The following is a 21,019-nucleotide window of genomic DNA, read 5'->3' on the forward strand; positions in this document are numbered from 1 at the left end:
ATGCGTAGAATAAGTTAAAGATCTGGCTTGCCAGATCTTTTTTTAAATTCCGTCGGTCTTTGCTTTGAGCTTGGCGTCAACTTATGCAACATAGTCCTCCTCCACTTTTTAAACAGGGCGCATCGGCGCGCGTTAAAGTGGTGTTTTTTGCTGTTTTTGCGATTGCCCTATTAATCGTTGATTCGCGAATTAATTCCTTAGTACGCGTGCGACAAGTGGTCGCGACCGCGCTTTATCCTTTGCAAATGTTGGTCTTGATGCCGCGCGATGCCATGAACCAAATCGGCAGTTATTTTGCGTCGACGACCGTTTTGCAAAAGGAATTGACTGCGCTCAAGCAGCAACAGATTCTGCAGACGCAGAGTTTGCAGAAAAGTATCATGTTAGCGAATGAGAATGCGCATCTACGCGGACTCTTAGATCTGCAGCAGCGCACACCAGGAAAATCTCTCACCGCTGATATTTTGTATGATGCGCGTGATGAATATGTGCGCAAAATTGTCTTGAGTAAAGGCTTTCAACATGGTGTCGCGCTAGGGCAACCCGTGATCGATGAGCGCGGCGTGATAGGTCAGGTTACCAGAGTGTTTCCTCTGACGTCGGAAGTCACATTATTGACCGATAAAAATCAGGCGATTCCAGTGCAGGTTGAACGCAGCGGCATGCGTAGTGTGATTACCGGACGTGGACGTTCTGCCTACTTAGATATGCGGGTGACCAGCAACGCGGATATTAAACTCGGTGATGTCTTGGTCACTTCTGGTTTGGATGGCATCTATCCAGCGGGTTTGCAAGTCGCTAAAGTGGCGCAAGTCGAAAGCAAGGCTAGCACGACATTTGAAGTTGTACTATGCACTCCACTGGCGGGGATCGAACAACACAAACAGTTATTAATCTTGTTGGTTGAGACGACTCAATTGCCGCCACCAGAATCAGAGGAAGAAAGAACCAAGAAAGAAAAAATCAATCGTCGCATGACGCGTGATTCGGTGAAGGAACTTGATCGAGACGCTGTCAACGCGCCGCCAGTCAACGCCAGCGATGCAAATGTAGCTTCGCAACCAAATCTGTCGACATCACCCGCGCCGGCAGCACCAGCAACGCCACCTAAGTCAGAAATGACTGGTGCGGATACTGGTCTACTCAAAGACAATAGAAACAAAGCGGATCCAATTAAAGAGGATAAAAAATGAGCCATCCTCATTACATTTTATTGCCGGCGAATTCTTTTTTTATTGGCTTGAGTTTGCTGATCGCCTTTATGCTGAATTTGTTTCCTTGGGGTGTGCATGTTGGCGTGCCGGATTTTGTCGCCTTGGTCTTGGTATTTTGGAGTATTCATCAGCCACGTAAGGTCGGGATAGGACTAGCGTTTGTGATGGGTTTGTTGATGGATGTGCATGACTCGGTCTATCTCGGCGAGAACGCCTTAGCGTTTACCTTGTTATCGTATTTTGCGATTTCTATTCACCGTCGAGTTTTGTGGTTCCCCCCTTTCGTGCAGAGTTTGCAGGTATTTCCCTTATTTTTAGGCGTGCAGCTGATTCAATTGATGGTGCGCTTATTGTCTTCTGATTCGCATTTTCCTGGCTGGTTGTTTTTTCTAGAATGCGTAGTCACAACTGCATTATGGCCTGTTGCCTCTTGGTTGCTATTAGCTCCTCAACGTCGTCCTGTCGATAAAGACGACACACGCCCAATCTAACATTCCCAGCGGAGCGAGTATGACGGAGTTAAAGAATACCGAGCGAGAGCTGTATCTATTTCGAGTACGCCTTTTGGTGATTGGCTTGCTGGCCTTCGTATGTTTTAGTATTTTATTGGGACGCTACGTTTGGCTGCAAATTGTAAAGCATGAGTCGTATGCGACCAAGGCGAATGAAAACCGAATTTCGGTAGTGCCTATCGTGCCGAATCGCGGCTTAATTATGGATAGAAATGGCGTCATCTTGGCGCGCAATTACTCTGCCTATACATTAGAAATCACGCCTTCAAAAATCACCAAAGACCTTGATACTTTGATCGATGAATTGTCGACTTTGGTGGATATTCAGCCTAAGCATCGCAAGCGCTTGCGTAAGCTCATGGAGGAGTCCAAAAGTTTCGGCAGCTTGCCGATTCGCACCCGCTTATCGGACGAAGAAGTGGCGCGTTTTACCGCGCAGCGTTTTCGCTTTCCGGGCGTCGATGTGCAAGCGCGTCTGTTTCGCCAATATCCTTTGGGTGATGTCGCTTCCCACGTCATCGGGTATATCGGACGGATCAATAAGCGTGATGCAGAGTTAATCGAGGACAGTGAGGATGCCCCGAACTACAAGGGCACGAGTTACATTGGCAAAGAAGGATTGGAGAAAAGTTACGAAAAACTTTTGCATGGCAATACTGGATTTGAAGAAGTCGAAGTTTCTGCAGGCGGTCGTCCAGTACGTACCTTGTCGCGTAATTTGCCTAGCTCTGGCAAAAATCTGATTTTGTCAGTTGACATCGAATTGCAAAAAGTCATAGAAGAAGCATTCGGCGACAGACGCGGCGCTTTGGTGGCGATTGAGCCTGAAACGGGCGATGTATTGTCGTTTGTTTCTATGCCGACTTTTGATCCGAATTTATTCGTGGAAGGGATTGATCAGCAAAGCTGGAACGAATTAAACACTTCAGAAGATATTCCATTATTGAACCGCCCCCTGACAGGTGCCTATCCACCGGGCTCTACTTTTAAGCCTTTTATGGCACTTGCGGCATTGGAATTAGGCAAGCGGACGACGACCCAAGCGATTGTAGATCCTGGTTTTTTCGCCTTCGGCAGTCGGGTATTTCGTGATGATAGAGTGGGCGGGCATGGTCTGGTCGATATGTATCGTGCCGTTGCTTTGTCGTGCGACACGTATTTTTACCAACTCGCCAATGAAATGGGCGTGGATGCTATTCATGACTTTATGGCGCAATTTGGCATGGGGCAAATTACTGGCATCGATTTAGATAACGAGCGCAAAGGTTTGCTGCCGTCGACAGAATGGAAGCGCACCGCCTTTAAGAAAGCGGTCAATCAACGCTGGATTCCTGGAGATACGATTTCACTCGGAATTGGTCAGGGGCAAAATACGTTTACGCCATTACAAATGGCGCACGCCACCGCGACGTTGGTGAATAACGGCATCGTCATGAAACCGCATTTGGTCAAGCAGGTAGAGGATCCGCAAACGAAACATAGAACCTTGACTGTGCCCAAGGAAAGCAACCGCATTCCCTTGAAGCAGGAAAATGTGGATTTCATTAAAAATGCGATGGCGGGAGTGGTTAGAGAAGGAACTGGAGCACGTGCCTTTGCGGGAGCTGCCTACATCTCTGGCGGAAAGACCGGGACCGCACAAGTGGTGGCGATGAAGAAGACTGAGAAGCACGGTACCAAACACGCCAATGAGCGATTCCGCGATCACTCTTGGTATATCGCTTTTGCCCCATTAGACAAACCGAAAATCGCGATTGCAATTATTGTTGAAAATGGCGGCTATGGTTCCGAATCCGCCGCACCGATAGTGCGTAAGGCGATGGATTATTATTTATTGGGCAAACGTCCTACCGAGAAAGTGGCACCGGTGCAGCCAGCGGTCGGTAATGAAATTGAAGATGTTGCGCATGTTGATGGTGAGGAGCATGTGATTCCTCCACCGCAACCCACATTACCAGCAAATCCAGCTATGCCGCAAACAGCTTCCAAGCCTACTGCTGAAGTACAGAATAAACCTGTACCTGAAGTGAAATCCGCAACGGTGAAAAAATAATATGAATAATAAATCCGTTTATTGGAAGCGCCTGCGGTCATTCTTTTTAGTATTTGATGCGCCGCTTTCCATTTTGTTGTTCTTGATTGCCTCGACCGGTATTGTCACCATGTACTCGGCCGGACTAGATTTTCCAGGACGTTTAGAACATCACATGCGCAATATTGTGATCGCATTTTTTGTGATGTGGTTTGTCGCCAATATCCCACCCCAAACCTTGATGCGTTTCGCCGTGCCTTTATATACGGTGGGTATCGCCTTATTGATTGCCGTCGCCATGTTCGGCTTGGTCAAAAAAGGAGCGCGACGTTGGCTCAATGTTGGCACGGTGGTGCAGCCCTCCGAGATTTTGAAGATTGCTTTGCCCCTGATGTTGGCTTGGTATTTTCAAAAGCGCGAAGGCTCTTTGCGGTGGCGTGATTTTGGTATTGCGACTGTGATTCTCGCGATCCCCGCGGCATTGATCGCTAAACAGCCAGATTTAGGGACGACGATTTTGGTGTTTGTTGCTGGTTTTTCGGTGATCTTTTTTGCCGGATTGTCGTGGCGATTATTGGGCGGATTAACGGTTTTAGGTTTAGCGAGTTTGCCATTGGTCTGGCAATTCTTACTGCATGACTATCAGCGCCATCGGGTCGAGATTATGTTTGATCCAACAGTCGATGCGCTAGGAAAAGGCTTTCATATTATTCAATCGATGATTGCAGTCGGTTCCGGCGGGCTCAGTGGTAAGGGGTGGCAAAAAGGGACGCAGTCTCATCTTGAATTTATTCCAGAGCATACGACCGATTTCATCTCCGCTGTGTATCTGGAAGAGTTTGGATTTTTAGGCGCGGCTTTTCTCGTGACGCTTTATTTTCTATTTGTGGTTCGCGGCCTGATGATTGCAGCGAATGCACCGACCTTATTTTCGCGTTTGATGGCAGGCGCTATCACCATGATTTTTTTCACTTATGCTTTTGTGAACATGGGAATGGTTGTTGGTATCTTGCCTGTGGTTGGCGTGCCTCTGCCATTTATGAGTTTTGGTGGTACTGCCATGGTCACGTTGGGGATGGGCGCTGGCATTCTGATGAGCGTACAACATCATCGCAAGTTGATGAAATCTTAGAGGTCATCCATGCAAAAAATCCAACCTAGCTTAGGCCATCTTAGTCTGCTTAGTTTGATCTTGGTCGTCGCCTGTTCTAATCCACCCAAAGTGATTCCAGCGGCGAAAGAAGCGCCTGTCACAAGCAGCGTGGCGACCGCTACGACTGCTGCCAAAACCACCGCCAATAAACCACCTCATCCAATATTGCCAAAAGCGAATTCGGGCAAAGGTGGTTACTACCTCGATGATGGTCCGGGCGACGACATCCCGGAGGGTTTGGAATCGACGGTTGATCCTATTCCCACGGTAGAGCCCTATTCAAGAACGGGCAATAAACCCTATAAAGTGTTCGGCAAAGAATACACACCGATCAATGACAGCACCACACCATTTAAGCAAAGAGGCGTTGCGAGTTGGTATGGCAAAAAATTTCATGGCAAACGTACTTCTTCGGGTGAGCCGTACGACATGTATAAGATCACGGCAGCCCATCCTACCTTGCCGATTCCTTCGTATGCACGGGTCACCAACCTTAGCAATGGCAAGCAAATTATCGTTCGCATTAATGACCGCGGACCATTTCATTCCAGTCGCATCATGGATTTGTCGTACACTGCCGCCCTAAAACTCGCGTATTTGGGTAAGGGAAGTAGTGAGGTCGAATTGGAACGATTGCTGCCTGAGGATATCGCAAAGATGGCGGAAAATAGCCAGAATCAACTGGCGGTCAATACCGCTGTTGCGCCGAGTTCGACGGCGACAACGGGAAAAAATGAGAAAGATGGCATTAGCTTAGAAACCATGATTGCTGCGCAAGAGCGCATAATTAAAACCGAGTTATCGGCTAAGGATAACAAGCCCATTGTGAGTGCCGAGGCCAATACAGCAACGTCAGCAACGTCAGCAACTAAGGGCAGTTTTTATTTGCAATTTGCCGCTTTTGCGATTCGAGCCAATGCTGAAGCCAGCCTGGCACATCTGCAACAGTTGCTAAAAAGCCGACAAAATCGCGGTGACATTGCGGCTGATATTAGCCTAGAAATTGTTCAACAAGGAAATCTGTATCGCTTACAAAGCGGGCCATACTTACAGCGTGATAAAGCGCTAGCCGCGGCGCAGGAATTCGCCGTTGGTAGCGCTAAACCGATCGTGATTCAGCGTTAATAACGCTTACTCTTCTTCTTGTTTCATAGCGAGTGCGATTTGATATAGAGCGTTTTTCTTTTGTCCAGTAATTTGTGCCGCTAAAGCCGCAGCCTGTTTGACCGATAATTCGGAAAGCAAAATTGTCAGCACGCGTTTCGCTTCGAGCTCATCATCACTGCTATTGCTGCTGGCACCTTCAATGATAAGCACGTATTCGCCTTTTTCGCGATGACTATCTTGTGCCAGCCAAGTGGCAGCTTCTGATAATGTACAGCGATGAATCTCCTCAAATAATTTTGTTAATTCACGTGCAAAGATGATGCGACGATCTCCACCAAACGCGTTTAATAAAGCTTGTGTGGATTCTATAATTCGGTGCGGTGCTTCATAAAAAATCAGACTGGCGGGAACTTGCAGCAGGCCTTGTAAAACACTGTCGCGTTGACCCGCTTTGGCAGGCAAGAAGCCCACAAAGTAAAACTGATCATTCACTAAGCCGCTCGCAGATAAAGCGCTGATTGCTGCCGATGCGCCCGGCAGTGGTGACACCCGTAATCCAGCCGTGCGTACCGCATCAACGATAATGGCGCCCGGATCCGAAACTGCAGGTGTGCCGGCATCAGAAACCAGAGCGATCCGTTCGCCTGCTTGCAGACGGCTAATGATCTTTGCCGCGACTTCGTGTTCATTGTGTTGGTGCGCCGCGATTAATGGCTTGTGCAGGCCATAGCGCGTCAATAATTGCGCGGTATTACGAGTGTCTTCACATGCCACTGCATCCACTAAATTGAGTAGGTGAAGCGCGCGTAGAGAAATGTCTGCGCTATTGCCGATGGGGGTTGCCACTATGTACAGGGTGGCGTTAGGATAGCTTTGCAGTTTAAGCGCCTCAAATAAAGCAGACGGATTAAAGGCGGTATCGTGATCTTGGCTCATAGGGCTATTTTTCAATGTTGGTAAGGCACAGGTAAAGATTGTACGCTATGGCAGAATCGAATTGGTTAGCGCGGCGATTAGCCGCCATTCGCACCAGCAAGCAAAGAGTGGGCGATGCGGCTGAGCAGCAGGCGATGTTGCACTTGCAGGCTGCTGGATTGCTATTGCTTGAGCGTAGTTTTTTATGCAAGGGGGGCGAAATCGATTTAATCATGCGAGACGGCAAGCATTTGGTCTTTGTCGAAGTGCGCAAACGTAGTTCGCAGCAATTTGGTGGCGCTCTAGCCAGCATCACACCCGCGAAGCAAAAACGCATGATACATGCCGCCCAAGTTTACCTGCAAAACCTTAAATCATTGCCGCCTTGCCGTTTTGATGTGGTGGCGATACAAGGGGAGGAACTCATCTGGTTAAAGAATGTTATCTCTGGCTGAGGTAACATGAGGCGCTTTTACTTTTAATTTACGTCGATAGGCTGGCATTTATCTCGATGACGGTAATAAAAACATTCTTTTACCTGCAAACTAGGTATCCACTTGAACAGCTCTAACCTATAATCGCCCCACTATGAAAAATTCACGGATCCTTTCGCACTTTCAGGAAAGTGCAGAACTGAAAATGATCTCGGCTGAGTTATTAGCCGAACCCATTGAGCAGGCGATAGAACTGATGTTCACGGCTTTATCCAATGGTAACAAGATTCTTGCTTGTGGTAATGGCGGCTCAGCTGCGGATTGCCAGCATTTTGCAGCCGAATTGGTAGGCCGATTTGAACGCGAGCGCTTGCCTCTGCCTGCATTGGCTTTGACGACTGACACCTCGATCATGACAGCGATCGCCAACGATTATAGTTTTCAAGAAGTGTTTTCCAAGCAAGTACAAGCCTTTGGGCAGGCGGGTGACATTTTGTTGGCCATCACGACGTCTGGAAATTCACAAGGCATTTTGAATGCGGTCGATGCCGCCTTAGAACGCGATATGCGAGTGATCGCTTTAACCGGTAAAGGCGGTGGTGAGATGCGCAATAAGCTGACAGATGCTGATGTGCATATTTGCGTGCCGCATGATAGAACGGCACGGATACAAGAAGTACATTTATTAACCATACATTGCATGTGTGACGGCATTGATGCCGCTTTATTTGGAGGTGATACGGATGAATAAGCCTTTTTGGAATCCGCTGGTAAAACGTTTGGCACGCCCTTTGTTGGTGGCGAGTTTGTCATGCGCAGCTGTCGTTAGTTTGCAAGGCTGTGTTGCGGTGGTTGTGGGTGGTGCCGTGATGGGAACTTTGGCTGCGACAGATCGACGTACTTTTGGTGCGCAGACTGAGGATAAGGCGATCATCTTAAAAGGCGAAATCGCGATTAAACGTGTTTTAGGTGACGCTGCCCACGTGAATGTGAATAGCTTCAATCGCTTAGCTTTGTTGACGGGTGAAGTCGCTGATGAGCAAGCGCGTTTGGCTGCGGAAAAAGAAGTGAAAGCGATTCAAGGCGTGTTAGCAGTGCAAAATGAGATTTTGGTCGCTGGTCTATCGAATTTCTCCTCACGTTCCTCTGATGCTTTAATCACGACTAAGGTTATAGCTTCTTTGGTTGATACTAAAGATTTATACAGTAGCGCCTTTAAAGTTGTGACCGAAGCTAGCACGGTGTTTTTGATGGGACGTGTTACGCATCGTGAAGGCGACTTGGCCGCTAGAGTGGCTGCAGGTGTGAATGGTGTGCGCAAGGTGGTTAAAGTGTTTGAGTACATCACTGAAGATGAATTAAAGACGTTGCAAGCGACCTCAGGCAAAGTCGATTTGAATGAATCAGCGAAGTAACTAGGGTAGAAAATTTTAATAAGGCTGCATTGAATAATGTGGCCTTTTTCTTAGGAGAATTAGAATGGGAACCATTATTTTCTTGGTGATTGTTGGTGGATTAATTTTTTGGGTGATCAGTACCTACAATAATTTGGTCAGCTTTCGTAATCGTTTCAAAAATGGTTTTGCACAAATTGATGTGCAGCTAAAGCGTCGTTACGACTTGATTCCGAATTTGGTCGAGGTCGCAAAAGGCTACATGAAGCATGAGCGTGAAACCTTGGAAGCCGTGATAGCCGCACGTAACCAGGCAGTCACAGCGAATGCCAAAGTTGCGGTTGATCCTGCGAATGCAGCCGCGGTGCATCAACTGTCGAACGCCGAAGGCGCATTGGCATCGTCTTTAGGCAAAATGTTTGCCTTGTCGGAAGCCTATCCTGATCTCAAAGCCAATGAAAACATGTTGCAGTTGACGGAAGAATTGACCAGCACTGAAAACAAAATTTCCTTCGCGCGTCAGGCGTATAACGACAGTGTGATGCAGTACAACACGGCCTGTGAGCAATTCCCCGGCAATATTTTTGCTGGCATGTTTGGTTTTAAAGTCGCTGAGTTGCTTGAGTCGACCGAGGCACCGGAAGAGCGTAAGGCTGTGAAAGTGTCTTTCTAAAGTTTGCCGGTATTTTGTCGCAATGAATTTCTTTGAACATCAAGCGCAAGCCCATAGAGAGAGTAAGAAATTGTTATTCCTATTTGGGCTCGCGGTGATTGCGATCGTGCTGGCCGTCAATGGCACGCTGGCTGTGCTATGGATTTGGATGAAGGGGCAGTACGGTAGCGGCTTATATACGTTTCCACGCTGGTTTTTCGCCACCAACACTGCCGTCACCTTGTTGTTTATCATCGGCGGTACTTTGTTTGAAATGGCGCGTTTGCAAGAGGGCGGAGATGCGGTGGCGCGGATGGCTGGAGGTAGGTTGGTGATGCCAGATTCACGTGAACCGCAAGAGCGACGCTTGTTGAACATTGTTGAGGAAATGGCGCTCGCATCGGGAATTGCCTGCCCTCGTGTGTATGTGATGGATGATGAGGATGCGATCAATGCGTTTGCCGCAGGCTATCATCAGAATGAAGCTGTCGTCGCGGTCACGCGCGGCACCTTGGCGCGTTTGAGTCGAGATGAGTTGCAAGGTGTGATCGGACATGAATTCAGTCACATCCTCAACGGCGATATGCGTATGAATGTGAAGCTGATCGGCGTTCTGTTTGGGATACAGATGTTGGCTGGATTTGGACAGCACATGATGGAGTGGGGGGCTCGGTTTGGCGGCGGACGTAGTCGTGATGAAAAAGGACCATCGATACAATTAGTCTTATTTGTTTTTGGTGCGGCTTTGTTTGTAATCGGCTATATCGGTATATTTTTTGGGCGTTTAATTAAATCGGCAGTGTCGCGCCAGCGCGAATTTTTAGCTGACGCCAGTGCCGTGCAATTCACCCGTAATCCCGATGGTATTGGCGGCGCCTTACGCAAGATAGGTGGGCTGACACGTGACAATCAATGTGGCTCTCGGATTAATCATCATAATGCGGAGCAGTTATCTCACATGTTCCTAGGCGCGGCGCGTCCTAATTTGTTGTCTGGTCTATTCGCCACCCATCCACCAATAGAAACACGTTTACAGCGCTTGTATGGACGCAGCGTCACTTATCTGGATGCCAGTGAAATCGTAGAAGACAGCTTCGCGAATCCCGCTTCTGCAATGGGTTTTGCTGCAGGTGGCATTGATTCTGGAGCGAATACGAATCCCAGTAATTTGCCTTCACCCTTGCAGCTGTCACCGTTAGGTTTTCATCCTGAATTTGGCTATCGAGCACCAGAGCAAGCTGCGATAGTGGCTGATAATTCTCAGCCTGCACCTAGCGTAAAAATTCCTACTGAGGTCGTGCAAGCCGCACGCAATCCGCAAGCGGCCAGCGCCTTGGTCTTCGCACTCTTATTAGATCGCAACGATAAGGCCAGCTACCAAATGCAAATCGACATCTTGCGACAAGCGGTGGCGCAGCAATGTGCATTAGCGACGCTCTTGCATGAAGCAGTGGAAACGATGTCCGCGAGTATGCGTTTGCCTGTGCTGGATTTAGCCATGCCTGCACTCAAATTATTGAGCCCCGAGCAACGTCAACAGCTATTAGGAATCGCAGCAAGATTGATCGCCGCGGATCAAATCGTCACGCAGTCAGAATTTGTTTTACAAACGCTATTGCAACGCCGGCTCAGTCCCCTGGCAGGACGAGAAGTTGGCGTCAGATACCAAGATTTAACGCCATTGAAAGCGGAAACTGGCTTGTTAGTATCCTTGATGGCGACGACCGAATTCGAAAAGGACGCGGCATTACAGGCGTACTTGCGATCCGTTAAAAGCATGCCAGATTTGGGTTTGACCCAAGAGCAGTTCGTCTCACGTGAAGCATTAGATTTTTTTGAGGTGAAACAAGCTTTGGATCGCTTCCAACAACTCGCACCATTGGCAAAACCGTTTGTAATTCGTCTGATGCTGAAAGCTGGTGGCGAACAATTAAGCAGTGAGGGTGCTGATCTACTGCGCAGCATATGTGCTGCACTCGATGCGCCAGTGCCAGAAGTCGTCAGTGCCAGTTATGCGTCGATACCGGCACTGTGAGCTTAGTGTGGGCCGATTATGCGCGACCGACAATCGCCGCAGTCGCCATTAATTCTTCGATCAAAGCCAGTGACATCTTGCCCGACATACGATGCGGGTTGAGTTCAGGCAAAGCAGAGTATTTCAATAAAATTGATGGATTGATTTTGCCTAAATTCGCTTGTCCCATGGTCCAACCAGAGTAGCGGCGTTGGCTGATTTCTTCGTAGTCGAGCAATATCACATCGGTGTGACGAGGATCGCGCAAGATATGCGAGTACAAAGTGTTGATGGCCTCGCGCCCCCCCTCTAATACTTGCATAAAGACCTGATCGCTGTGGCAAAGTATGCCGGTGATCCCGTGTTGTGGATTGTGATCACGCGATTGTTGCGTAATGCTTTGTACGATTTCACTCAAGTTGCCATTGACAGCGCGGCTGGCATATAAAAGACGAACTAACATACGGTATTCCTCCTCACGGTTGGTATTCTTGCAGGATTTACTTCTTAATCAGCGATAAAAATTCACGGCGCAAGTTGGGATCTTTTAAGAAGGAGCCATGCATCACGCTATTGATCATTTTCGAATCCATATCTTTGACACCGCGCCAATGCATACAAAAGTGATCGGCTTCCATCACCACTGCCAAACCATCGGGCTGCATTTTTTCTTGTAAAGCGTCGGCTAATTGCACCACGGCTTCTTCTTGAATTTGTGGGCGGCTCATAATCCAATCCGCGATGCGTGCGTATTTTGATAAGCCGATCAGGTTGGAATGTTCGTTCGGCATCACGCCTATCCAGACTTTGCCGATGATAGGGCAAAGGTGATGCGAACAGGCTGAGCGTACGGTAATCGGACCGATGATCATCAGCTCGTTCAAGTGCGAGGCATTCGGAAACTCTGTCACTGGCGGCATCGGTAAATAGCGGCCTTTGAAAATCTCATTCAAATACATCTTGGCGACGCGTCGTCCAGTATCCAAGGTGTTGTGATCGCTGGCGGTGTCGATCACCAAGCTTTCCAATACACTTCGCAATTTGCCTTCGACTTCAGTCAATAATTGGTCTAACTCACCAGGTTCGATAAAGTCGGCAATATTGTCATTGGCGTGATAACGCACTTTGGCGTTGACAATGCGCTCGCGTATGCGTTGTGAGACGGGAATGGCGGGGATTGCTTGATAATTAGAATCGGTCGGCATTATGTATCCAATCGGCGTAGGCGCCAAAATGCAAGAAGTCACTATGGTAACTGAAACGCTCGCCTTGTGTTTTTTGCGCCGTTATTTTTAACGGTTCAATCTTGATCTGAGGACTTTCCTGCCGCCATTTGTTTCATTGCACTTCGTATGGTGCGCATTTGCGTACCAAAATTACTACAAGAGCGACACATGCTTAAATGTATTTTAAGTTGTGCACGCTCAGTCAGACTGAGTTGTCGATCTAAATCCTCAGAGAGTTTTTGGTGTGCTTGTTTGCAGGTATAAAGAAATAACATAAAGAACTCTATTTTTTCGTGGTTGTATGAGCGAACCAATTCAGTTCTAAGCACTCGCGCAGACGCAATCGTGCTCGATACAAGAGAACCCAAAGATTAGACGTGCTCACACTTAATTCCTTACAAATTTCTTCGGTCGATAATTCCAACCATTCGCGCATCATGAATACCCGTGCGGTTTGTGCGGGCAATTTTTCCAGACAAATTTCTAAAGTCTTGAAAAAGTCTTGTTGCTGCAAGCTTGCTTCAGGAGCACCCCAAGCACTGGCGACCTCGACGGTATGCCCATTGGCTTCAAATAAATGATCGACAATATCATCGTCAGATTGGTCTTCGCCGGCAAAATCGGCTAATTGCGCTTCACGATTACCTGCTCTGAGAAAATCAATAATCTTGAATTTCAAAATGCCAATGACGTAAGTGCGCAGACTAGACTTGCCACTGAAGCTATCGGGTTTTTCGAGCACGGCCAGCAAGGTTTCCTGCACTGCATCTTCAGCATGTACAGCATTTCTCAGCTGCAGCATGGCAAAACGCTGAAGGGCTGGGCGCATCACTTCTAATTGTTGATGTAATTCCGCAATGTGGGACATGAATAAAAATACCTGATCAGGTTTTAACGGGCATCGCATTTGCCTGTAAAATTCAGGCTAAGACCTCGATACTTCATAGGATACCCCTAATATGAGCATTACGACAAACATCCCTCACGAAACTTCTGACCGCTTAGCGGGAGTAGAACCAGAAATTAAGGCAGAAATTCTGGCCGAAGCGTTACCGTATATTCGCAAGTTTCATGGGAAAACCATCGTTGTGAAATACGGCGGCAACGCGATGACGGAAGAGCGCTTAAAACACGGTTTTGCCCGCGATGTAATTTTGCTCAAGTTGGTTGGGATGAATCCAGTCGTCGTGCATGGTGGTGGCCCGCAAATCGACAATGCCCTGAAAAAAGTCGGCAAACAAGGCACCTTCGTTCAAGGTATGCGTATCACCGATGAAGAAACGATGGAAGTCGTGGAATGGGTATTGGGTGGTGAAGTGCAGCAAGACATCGTCATGCTGATCAATCACTACGGCGGTCAAGCAGTCGGTTTAACAGGCAAAGACGGCGGCTTAATCCGCGCCCGCAAAATGAAAATGCCAGACCGCGAAAACCCAGGCGAATTCTTAGACATCGGCTTCGTCGGTGAAATCGACGCAATCAATCCAGCGGTCGTTAAAGCCCTACAAGACGACGCCTTCATCCCTATCATTTCCCCAATCGGTTTCGGCGAAGACGGCCAAGCCTACAACATCAACGCCGACTTAGTCGCAGGCAAAATCGCCGAAATCCTGAAAGCCGAAAAGCTAATCATGATGACGAATATCCCAGGTGTCTTAGACAAACAAGGCAATCTGGTAACCGACTTATCCGCCAGAGAAATCGACGAAATGTTCGCAGACGGCACAATCTCAGGCGGCATGCTGCCAAAGATTTCTTCTGCTTTGGATGCAGCGAAATCAGGTGTGAATACGGTGCATATTATCGACGGACGCATACCGCATTCGCTGTTGTTAGAGATTTTGACTGAACAAGCTTTTGGTACGATGATTCGATCCCACTAGCATAAATCTCATTTATAAATTTCATTTTCGGGCGCATTGCGTTGTTGCTTGTCCTCGCAATACCTGAGTATTGCTGCGGGAAGCGCCTAGCACTGCATCCCGAGAATGAAATTTTTGGTTAGTGGAATATCGTTTCATTGATAGATAATATTCTTGAGCAATTAAATGATTCCTTTGCCCCAATTTGCTGCGGAAATCGAATTTCACTTTCGCGAACATTCTGCTGAGCGTAGACATTGGTTTATGTTTGACGAGTCATTGCATCGGCGAGTGCCGATGCGAATGGACGGTATCGATGGTTTGAATACTGTTGGTATGTGGATTGAACAAGCAGGCATATTTAAATCTGGAGATGTCATTTTTGTTCGATGTGTTGTACTTGCTCCAGAGCTGTTCAGCCCAGTCGTGAAGCCAGGAGTTAAATTTGAGCTTTGGGAGAGTGGTTTCATAGCATCTGGAATTGTCAGAGAGCGTTTTCAGACTGGTTGGTGATTTTTCGATTTGAACGATGTGCAACGGTAAATTGGGTAATTTCCCCTAGAGTTGATCCATCGGTCTTTCCGCATGTGACACTGCCAATTGTGCGGGACAGAAAATGGAAAGAGAAAGCCTTGCTGTTTGAGCCGAAGGCGAGTTTCAAGGCTTTCCCATTTTTTGTCTTGCACAATTGGGAACCCGAAGGGCAGTGGCGCCTGCGTCGCCTTTTTTGGGTTACCTTTTTTGGCGAAGCAAAAAAGGTAACTGGCTGTCGGGCCACCCCCGACCTGTGAACGATCAGCTTTGCTCAAAACGTAAAGCCAAAGCTAAATGGCAAAGTGAAATGCAAGCAAATCAAACCATCTGGCTATTCGACCTAGACAACACCCTACACAACGCCAGCGCAGCAGTCTTCCCCAGCATAGCCAACAACATGACCCGCTACATCACGCAAGTGTTGAAAGACGCCAAGCATCCATCCGACCCAGAAACAGTCGACCAACTAAGAGTCAGCTACTTAAAACGTTACGGCGCAACCCTAAAAGGCATGGTCATCCACCACGGCGTGAATGAAAAAGACTTCCTACGCGAAGCCCACAAATTCGATCACTTGCCGGATCTACTAAAAAGAGAACGTGGTTTATCAAGAATACTCGCCCGATTACCAGGCAAAAAAATTCTATTCACTAACGCACCACAAGACTACTCACAACAAGCGATCCGACACTTCAATCTACACCGCCATTTCGCCGCCCATATCTCGATAGAAAATATGCGAGTCCACGGAAAATCCCATCCCAAGCCCAGCAAGCCTTACTTGCGTAAACTCTTAGCGCAACACGGTTGGCAGCCAAGTCAATGTATCTTGGTCGAAGATAGTGTGGCGAACATCATCGCCGCCAAACAGATAGGCATACGCACCGTGATGGTGACCGGACATGGTCAGCACGTGCAACAGAAAAGTATTTCTGCCAGCGCCGATATCACAGTAAAATCAGTCTTTGAATTGCCGCAACGATTACGTCAATTACGCATGTTTAGCTAGCACATCTGATCTGTACTCTTCATACCATAAAAAACTATGTCTACCACCAAGCCAGGTGAGCGCAAGCTCCAGATTTTGCAAACACTAGCTGCCATGCTAGAAAATCCGAAAGGTGAAAAAATCACCACCGCAGCGCTTGCCGCAAAAATTGATGTATCCGAAGCGACTTTATATCGGCACTTCGCCAGTAAAGCGCAGATGTTTGAAGGTTTGATCGAATTTATTGAGACCACGGTGTTTGGTCTGATTAATCAAATTAGTGTGCAACATAAAGACGGCATACAACAAGCGCACGGCATCACCTTGATGTTGCTGAGTTTTGCAGAGCGCAATCCAGGAATGACGAAAGTCTTAATCGGCGATGCCTTAGTCAATGAAGATGAGCGCTTGCAAGTTCGTATGAATCAATTTATGGACAGAGTTGAACTGGCTTATAAGCAAGCATTACGGCAGGCAGGAGCGCAGGGACAGGTGGCGGAATCGGAAGTCGCGATGCGGGCGAATTTACTCACGACATTTGTGCTTGGACGCTGGCAGCGTTACGCAAAAACAGGCTTTAAAGCCAGCCCTACCGAGTTTGCTAGTGCGCAAATTGCAGCTTTGCTTTAAGACTTAGTTTGCGTTCAAGCGCTCTAGATTGCCGCGTAGCAGATTGAATGCTTCCTGATAAAAGGCATCGACTTGATTGGCTTTTAGTTGGATCGTCAAGATGGCACGTTCTGCATAATCGGCTTGCACAATACTCGCTTGATAGTGATCGCAGATATGGCGCAATTGTGATTCATCGGCAAAATTCACGGCGAGCTGGATTTCACTCAAGACTTCAATTGCGATCAATTCCGCATTCTTAAACGCATCAGAAATGGCTTGTCCATAAGCGCGGGTCAACCCCCCAGCGCCTAGTTTGGTGCCGCCCCAATAACGTACGACCACCGCCAGCACATTGAAAAGTTCTTTGTGTACTAAGACGTTGTACATGGGCTTGGCGGCAGTGCCCGATGGCTCGCCATCATCGTCTAAGCCAGAATCGCCCTCACACAATAAAACCCAACAGACGTGCACAGCATTGGGATGCTGTGCACGAATCTGACTGAGTAATATTTGTGATTCGCTGCGACTATAGACGGGATAAAGCTGACCGAGAAAGCGACTTTTTTTAATTTCGATTTCAGCCGCTACTGCTGATTTAAGCTGATACATGTACCACTTTACAAAGAGAAATCATGGCTTATTGGATTACGAAATTTATTGAATCACAAAATTCTCAAAGAAGATATCAACGACACCATCGTCGTCTTTGACAGAAATGGCTTTATTGATGCGGCTGCGTAACTCTTCAATGAGAAGTTTTTTTCCTGCATTGCCTTGGACATCCTCTCCTTGTTTGCTACTGAGCGTCATGATGACAGCATGACGTACCATAGGCATGGACACTTTGATCTTCTCGCTCAGCTCTGGCGTGCTCAGTTGTAGGGTGATGATGGTTTGTAAATATCGATCAAAGCTAGCTAAGTTGACGACAAATGGTTCTAACCTCGCTATCGCAGCACCACTTCCCGCGCTAGCTGAGGCTTTGTCACTAAAAGCCCAAGCTTGTCCACAGGATATTGCTGAGCCTATGAATAAACTGCAGATTAATATAAAACGGAATAATCGTGTGTGCATCATGAGCTCCCTATGAAGTGGTGAAATATTAACTTTGATAGCGGTTACACTGTCAGAGGTTTGTAACGAATACGCTTAGGTTTGGCACCTTCTTCACCTAAACGTTTTTTCTTGTCGGCTTCATATTCTTGATAGTTACCGTCAAAGAAGCTCACTTGGGAATCGCCTTCGAAAGCTAGGATATGCGTTGCAATACGATCCAAGAACCAGCGATCATGCGAGATCACCATCACGCTACCAGCGAATTCCAGCAAAGCATCTTCCAAAGCGCGCAAAGTTTCGACGTCCAGATCATTCGATGGTTCATCGAGCAATAAGACATTGCCGCCTTGCAGTAATGTTTTTGCCAGATGCAAACGACCACGTTCACCACCAGACAAATTGCCGACGATTTTTTGTTGATCACCACCTTTGAAATTGAAACGTCCGAGGTAAGCGCGCGAAGGCATTTCGAAACGGCCTACAGTCAAAATATCTGCACCATTGGCGACATCTTCAAACACGGTTTTGGTATTGCCGAGGTCTTCACGCGATTGATCAACCAGAGAGATTTTTGCAGTTTGACCGAGAGCCACTTCACCGCTATCTGGTTGCTCTATACCTTTGATCATCTTGAACAAAGTCGACTTACCAGCGCCGTTCGGGCCGATAATACCGACGATCGCGCCTGGTGGAATCTTGAAACTCAGATTGTCGATCAAGAGACGGTCGCCAAATGACTTGCTGACGTTTTTGAACTCGATCACTTCATTACCTAAACGCTCAGCCACAGGGATGAAAATCTCCTGCGTTTCATTGCGCTTCTGGTATTCGTGCTCGCTCATTTCGTTAAAGCGTGCCAAACGTGCTTTACTCTTCGCCTGACGAGCTTTTGGATTTTGGCGCGACCATTCCAATTCTTTTTGCAAGGCGCGTTGACGTGCAGATTCAGTTGCTTCTTCTTGTTTCAAGCGGGCTTGCTTTTGATCGAGCCATGAAGAGTAATTACCTTTCCATGGAATACCAGCACCGCGATCCAATTCCAAAATCCATTCAGCAGCGTTGTCCAAGAAATAGCGATCATGCGTAATCGCCACGACAGTGCCAGGGAAGCGTAAGAGGAATTGCTCCAGCCAATCGACGGATTCTGCATCCAGATGGTTGGTCGGTTCGTCGAGCAAGAGCATGTCAGGTTTGGATAACAACAAGCGGCACAAAGCGACACGGCGTTTTTCACCGCCAGACAGAACGCCAATTTTGGCATCCCAAGGTGGCAAGCGCAGAGCATCCGCAGCCATTTCTAATTGCAGCTCGACATTGTCACCAGCAGAGGTGGAAATGATCGCTTCTAAGCGAGCTTGTTCATTTGCCAGTGCATCAAAGTCAGCGTCTTCTTCGGCGTACGCGGCATACACCAACTCTAACTTTGCTTTGGCTTCAAACACTTCACCGAGCGCACCTTCAACGGCTTCGCGTACAGTTTGTTCTGGATCGAGTTGTGGTTCTTGCGGTAGATAGCCGATGTTCAGATTTGGCATAGGCACGGCCTCGCCCTGAATATCTTTATCGATACCCGCCATGATTTTTAACAGGGAAGACTTACCTGAACCGTTCAGCCCCAACACACCGATTTTGGCACCTGGGAAAAAGGATAGAGAAATATCTTTTAGAATTTGACGTTTAGGCGGCACGATTTTGCCGACCCGGTTCATGGTATAGACGTAATTTGCCATTTTTGGGAATATTTTGAGGGGAAATTAGAAGTCGTTAGGATACCTCAAGAGCGAGCGGAAGCGTGTTGAACGCAAGAAATTTTTTGCTCGTTTGTCCCACGTTGGCCTTCTAGGTTGTGGGTCGACGTAATAAATTCATATTTTTTCAATTTCTTTCGCAGTGGAAATACGACAGGTTCACGCTAAAGCTGTGAATACAAGCTGCTAATTCACAAAGTCATGTGCGAAAGTGTTGCTATCAATTGTCATAAGAAGTTAAGATGACCACAGAAACTCTGTGAAATGGTTAGAAAATAAATAAAATGCTGTTATAGTTTCGTCCTTATGTGTTTTGCATATAAGCCTCTATTCAGTTCGCTTGTTGATTGAAAATCGAGGCTAGACAGGGCAGAGTGATGCATAGATTGTGTGTTAAATTTGCCAAGGCAACACCGCTGCAATTACTTATTTTTGTAATGCTGTTTCATTGAAAGTCGTTCCCTAGACTGTACTTATGGAATCAATCATTAAACATTTGATGGAGATTACGGGTCATCGTGACCATGATCTGCTGAACATCTCCGTTATCTCTGCCTTGAGTGAATTAACCCATGCGGCTCGTGCACGCGTGCTGGATATCTTGCATGTAGGTGACAAGGTTTTTGTTAAAGCGCAAATCACGATCGATCATGGCAAGTTAGCAGCAAGCGAAGAGCATTTAACGCACTTAGTACCAGAAATCCCCATTGAGCAATTCCCGCAATTAGCAAATGGTTTGCAAAAGCACGACAGTGTCATTGAGTTCGTCGCTGAGAACGGTGAGCGCACATTGTGGTTGCCGATCTGGATGAATGATAAAGTCAATGTCTGCCTGGAAATCCTCAATCCCGCTGTGTATTCCGAAAACACCAGAGAAGTGATGAGCGGTATTTTGGTGGTGTATCGTAACTTCCAAAATTTACTCGATTACAGTGAACGAGATTCACTCACAGGCCTGTTAAATCGTAAAACTTTTGATGATAACTTCTCAAAAATTTTGCGTACTAGCGTACAACGACAATTGCAGGACGAAGTCAATCAGCCTGAAGTTGAGCGCCGTCACAATGACAAAGAAAAACAACATTGGCTGGCGGTACTGGATATCGATCATTTCAAACGCGTGAATGACACTTTTGGCCATTTATATGGCGATGAAGTTTTGATTCTGATCGCCAATTTGATGCGCTCTTCTTTCCGTCCAACGGATAAATTATTTCGCTTTGGTGGTGAAGAGTTTGTGATCTTGTTGCGTTCGACCACGAAAGAAGATGCGCACATGATCTTTGAACGTTTCCGTGAAAATGTGGCACGCTATCCTTTCCCACAAGTCGGCACCGTAACGATCAGTGTCGGGTTTGCGCACATCGATCCATTTGAGCCTGCTGTTGGCATTATTGGCCGAGCGGATCAAGCCTTGTATTATGCGAAAAGTAATGGGCGCAATCGGATTTGCCACTATGAAGATTTAGTGGACTCAGGAGCCTTGCATATCGAGCAGTCACAAGATAGCGTTGAGTTCTTTTGACAGCATAGGACGAACCCAAATAATCACACTCGGCGCAGTTT

Annotated in this window: 23 protein-coding genes; 15 read left to right on the forward strand and 8 right to left on the reverse strand. The window is 47.3% G+C overall.

Annotated features, from left to right (window positions below):
- The first annotated feature begins 83 nt into the window (after positions 1 to 83).
- From mreC to H8K52_RS02825, 5 genes are read left to right on the forward strand one after another with little or no spacing between them, the layout of a single operon-like run.
- Complete coding sequence (gene mreC, locus H8K52_RS02805) at positions 84 to 1,193, forward strand: rod shape-determining protein MreC (RefSeq protein WP_186921221.1); 1,110 nt, start codon at positions 84 to 86, stop codon at positions 1,191 to 1,193.
- Positions 1,190 to 1,705 carry a rod shape-determining protein MreD gene (mreD, locus tag H8K52_RS02810; protein ID WP_186921223.1) on the forward strand — a complete coding sequence of 172 codons (516 nt, stop codon included), beginning with the start codon at positions 1,190 to 1,192 and terminating at the stop codon, positions 1,703 to 1,705. Before mreC ends, mreD begins: the two co-directional genes overlap by 4 nt.
- 19 nt (positions 1,706 to 1,724) lie before the next feature.
- The gene (gene mrdA / locus H8K52_RS02815; protein ID WP_186921225.1) at positions 1,725 to 3,779 is read left to right on the forward strand and encodes a penicillin-binding protein 2; all 2,055 of its coding nucleotides are present in this window, start codon (positions 1,725 to 1,727) and stop codon (positions 3,777 to 3,779) included.
- Between the two features lies 1 nt (position 3,780).
- Entirely contained in the window at positions 3,781 to 4,890 is a 1,110-nt protein-coding gene (gene rodA, locus H8K52_RS02820; protein WP_186921227.1) for a rod shape-determining protein RodA, read from the forward strand.
- A 9-nt stretch (positions 4,891 to 4,899) separates the two neighbouring features.
- A complete protein-coding gene (locus H8K52_RS02825) occupies positions 4,900 to 6,036 on the forward strand; it encodes a septal ring lytic transglycosylase RlpA family protein (protein ID WP_186921229.1) in 1,137 nt (378 codons plus the stop codon).
- Between the two features lie 6 nt (positions 6,037 to 6,042).
- Here H8K52_RS02825 and rsmI read toward each other — a convergent pair whose 3' ends face one another.
- Positions 6,043 to 6,954, reverse strand: coding sequence for a 16S rRNA (cytidine(1402)-2'-O)-methyltransferase (rsmI, locus tag H8K52_RS02830; RefSeq protein WP_186921231.1), 912 nt, complete (start codon positions 6,952 to 6,954; stop codon positions 6,043 to 6,045).
- Positions 6,955 to 7,001: 47 nt separating this feature from the next.
- On the opposite strand from rsmI, the gene H8K52_RS02835 reads away from it, so the two are divergent.
- From H8K52_RS02835 to H8K52_RS02855, 5 genes are all read left to right on the forward strand, one after another.
- Positions 7,002 to 7,388 (forward strand): YraN family protein, encoded by a 387-nt coding sequence (locus H8K52_RS02835; protein ID WP_186921233.1) that lies wholly within the window; start codon positions 7,002 to 7,004, stop codon positions 7,386 to 7,388.
- Between the two features lie 133 nt (positions 7,389 to 7,521).
- Complete coding sequence (locus H8K52_RS02840) at positions 7,522 to 8,118, forward strand: phosphoheptose isomerase (protein WP_186921234.1); 597 nt, start codon at positions 7,522 to 7,524, stop codon at positions 8,116 to 8,118.
- Positions 8,111 to 8,782: a BON domain-containing protein gene (locus H8K52_RS02845; RefSeq protein ID WP_186921236.1), complete on the forward strand. Its 672-nt coding sequence runs from the start codon at positions 8,111 to 8,113 to the stop codon at positions 8,780 to 8,782. The genes H8K52_RS02840 and H8K52_RS02845 overlap by 8 nt, the downstream gene beginning before the upstream one ends.
- A 64-nt stretch (positions 8,783 to 8,846) precedes the next feature.
- Positions 8,847 to 9,434: a LemA family protein gene (locus tag H8K52_RS02850; protein WP_186921238.1), complete on the forward strand. Its 588-nt coding sequence runs from the start codon at positions 8,847 to 8,849 to the stop codon at positions 9,432 to 9,434.
- Between the two features lie 22 nt (positions 9,435 to 9,456).
- The gene (locus H8K52_RS02855) at positions 9,457 to 11,448 is read left to right on the forward strand and encodes a M48 family metallopeptidase (protein WP_186921240.1); all 1,992 of its coding nucleotides are present in this window, start codon (positions 9,457 to 9,459) and stop codon (positions 11,446 to 11,448) included.
- Between the two features lie 16 nt (positions 11,449 to 11,464).
- Here H8K52_RS02855 and H8K52_RS02860 read toward each other — a convergent pair whose 3' ends face one another.
- From H8K52_RS02860 to H8K52_RS02875, 4 genes are all read right to left on the reverse strand, one after another.
- A complete protein-coding gene (locus tag H8K52_RS02860) occupies positions 11,465 to 11,890 on the reverse strand; it encodes a BLUF domain-containing protein (protein WP_186921242.1) in 426 nt (141 codons plus the stop codon).
- A 37-nt stretch (positions 11,891 to 11,927) separates the two neighbouring features.
- On the reverse strand, positions 11,928 to 12,632 hold the full coding sequence (folE, locus tag H8K52_RS02865; protein WP_186921244.1) for a GTP cyclohydrolase I: 705 nt from the start codon (positions 12,630 to 12,632) through the stop codon (positions 11,928 to 11,930).
- Between the two features lie 95 nt (positions 12,633 to 12,727).
- Positions 12,728 to 12,928 (reverse strand): zf-HC2 domain-containing protein, encoded by a 201-nt coding sequence (locus H8K52_RS02870; protein ID WP_186921246.1) that lies wholly within the window; start codon positions 12,926 to 12,928, stop codon positions 12,728 to 12,730.
- A gap of 8 nt (positions 12,929 to 12,936) precedes the next feature.
- On the reverse strand, positions 12,937 to 13,521 hold the full coding sequence (locus H8K52_RS02875; RefSeq protein WP_186921248.1) for a sigma-70 family RNA polymerase sigma factor: 585 nt from the start codon (positions 13,519 to 13,521) through the stop codon (positions 12,937 to 12,939).
- 91 nt (positions 13,522 to 13,612) lie between these two features.
- Between H8K52_RS02875 and argB the strand changes: the two genes are divergently transcribed.
- From argB to slmA, 4 genes are all read left to right on the forward strand, one after another.
- Positions 13,613 to 14,536 carry an acetylglutamate kinase gene (argB, locus tag H8K52_RS02880; RefSeq protein ID WP_186921250.1) on the forward strand — a complete coding sequence of 308 codons (924 nt, stop codon included), beginning with the start codon at positions 13,613 to 13,615 and terminating at the stop codon, positions 14,534 to 14,536.
- A 165-nt stretch (positions 14,537 to 14,701) separates the two neighbouring features.
- On the forward strand, positions 14,702 to 15,028 hold the full coding sequence (locus tag H8K52_RS02885; RefSeq protein ID WP_186921252.1) for a hypothetical protein: 327 nt from the start codon (positions 14,702 to 14,704) through the stop codon (positions 15,026 to 15,028).
- Between the two features lie 328 nt (positions 15,029 to 15,356).
- Complete coding sequence (locus tag H8K52_RS02890; protein ID WP_186921254.1) at positions 15,357 to 16,058, forward strand: pyrimidine 5'-nucleotidase; 702 nt, start codon at positions 15,357 to 15,359, stop codon at positions 16,056 to 16,058.
- 36 nt (positions 16,059 to 16,094) lie between these two features.
- A complete protein-coding gene (gene slmA / locus H8K52_RS02895) occupies positions 16,095 to 16,667 on the forward strand; it encodes a nucleoid occlusion factor SlmA (protein ID WP_186921256.1) in 573 nt (190 codons plus the stop codon).
- A 3-nt stretch (positions 16,668 to 16,670) separates the two neighbouring features.
- Here slmA and H8K52_RS02900 read toward each other — a convergent pair whose 3' ends face one another.
- Genes H8K52_RS02900 through ettA form a run of 3 tightly spaced genes read right to left on the reverse strand, consistent with a single transcriptional unit; the run spans position 16,671 to position 19,435 of the window.
- A complete protein-coding gene (locus tag H8K52_RS02900; RefSeq protein ID WP_186921258.1) occupies positions 16,671 to 17,258 on the reverse strand; it encodes an IMPACT family protein in 588 nt (195 codons plus the stop codon).
- A 45-nt stretch (positions 17,259 to 17,303) separates the two neighbouring features.
- Positions 17,304 to 17,723, reverse strand: a complete 420-nt coding sequence (locus H8K52_RS02905; protein ID WP_186921260.1) for a flagellar basal body-associated FliL family protein — start codon at positions 17,721 to 17,723, stop codon at positions 17,304 to 17,306.
- Positions 17,724 to 17,767: 44 nt separating this feature from the next.
- The gene (gene ettA / locus H8K52_RS02910) at positions 17,768 to 19,435 is read right to left on the reverse strand and encodes an energy-dependent translational throttle protein EttA (RefSeq protein WP_186921262.1); all 1,668 of its coding nucleotides are present in this window, start codon (positions 19,433 to 19,435) and stop codon (positions 17,768 to 17,770) included.
- Positions 19,436 to 19,928: 493 nt separating this feature from the next.
- Between ettA and H8K52_RS02915 the strand changes: the two genes are divergently transcribed.
- Entirely contained in the window at positions 19,929 to 20,978 is a 1,050-nt protein-coding gene (locus H8K52_RS02915) for a GGDEF domain-containing protein (protein WP_186921264.1), read from the forward strand.
- Positions 20,979 to 21,019 lie beyond the last annotated feature (41 nt).

Source organism: Affinundibacterium seohonense, from assembly GCF_014284305.1.
Classification (GTDB): domain Bacteria; phylum Pseudomonadota; class Gammaproteobacteria; order Burkholderiales; family Burkholderiaceae_D; genus Undibacterium; species Undibacterium seohonense.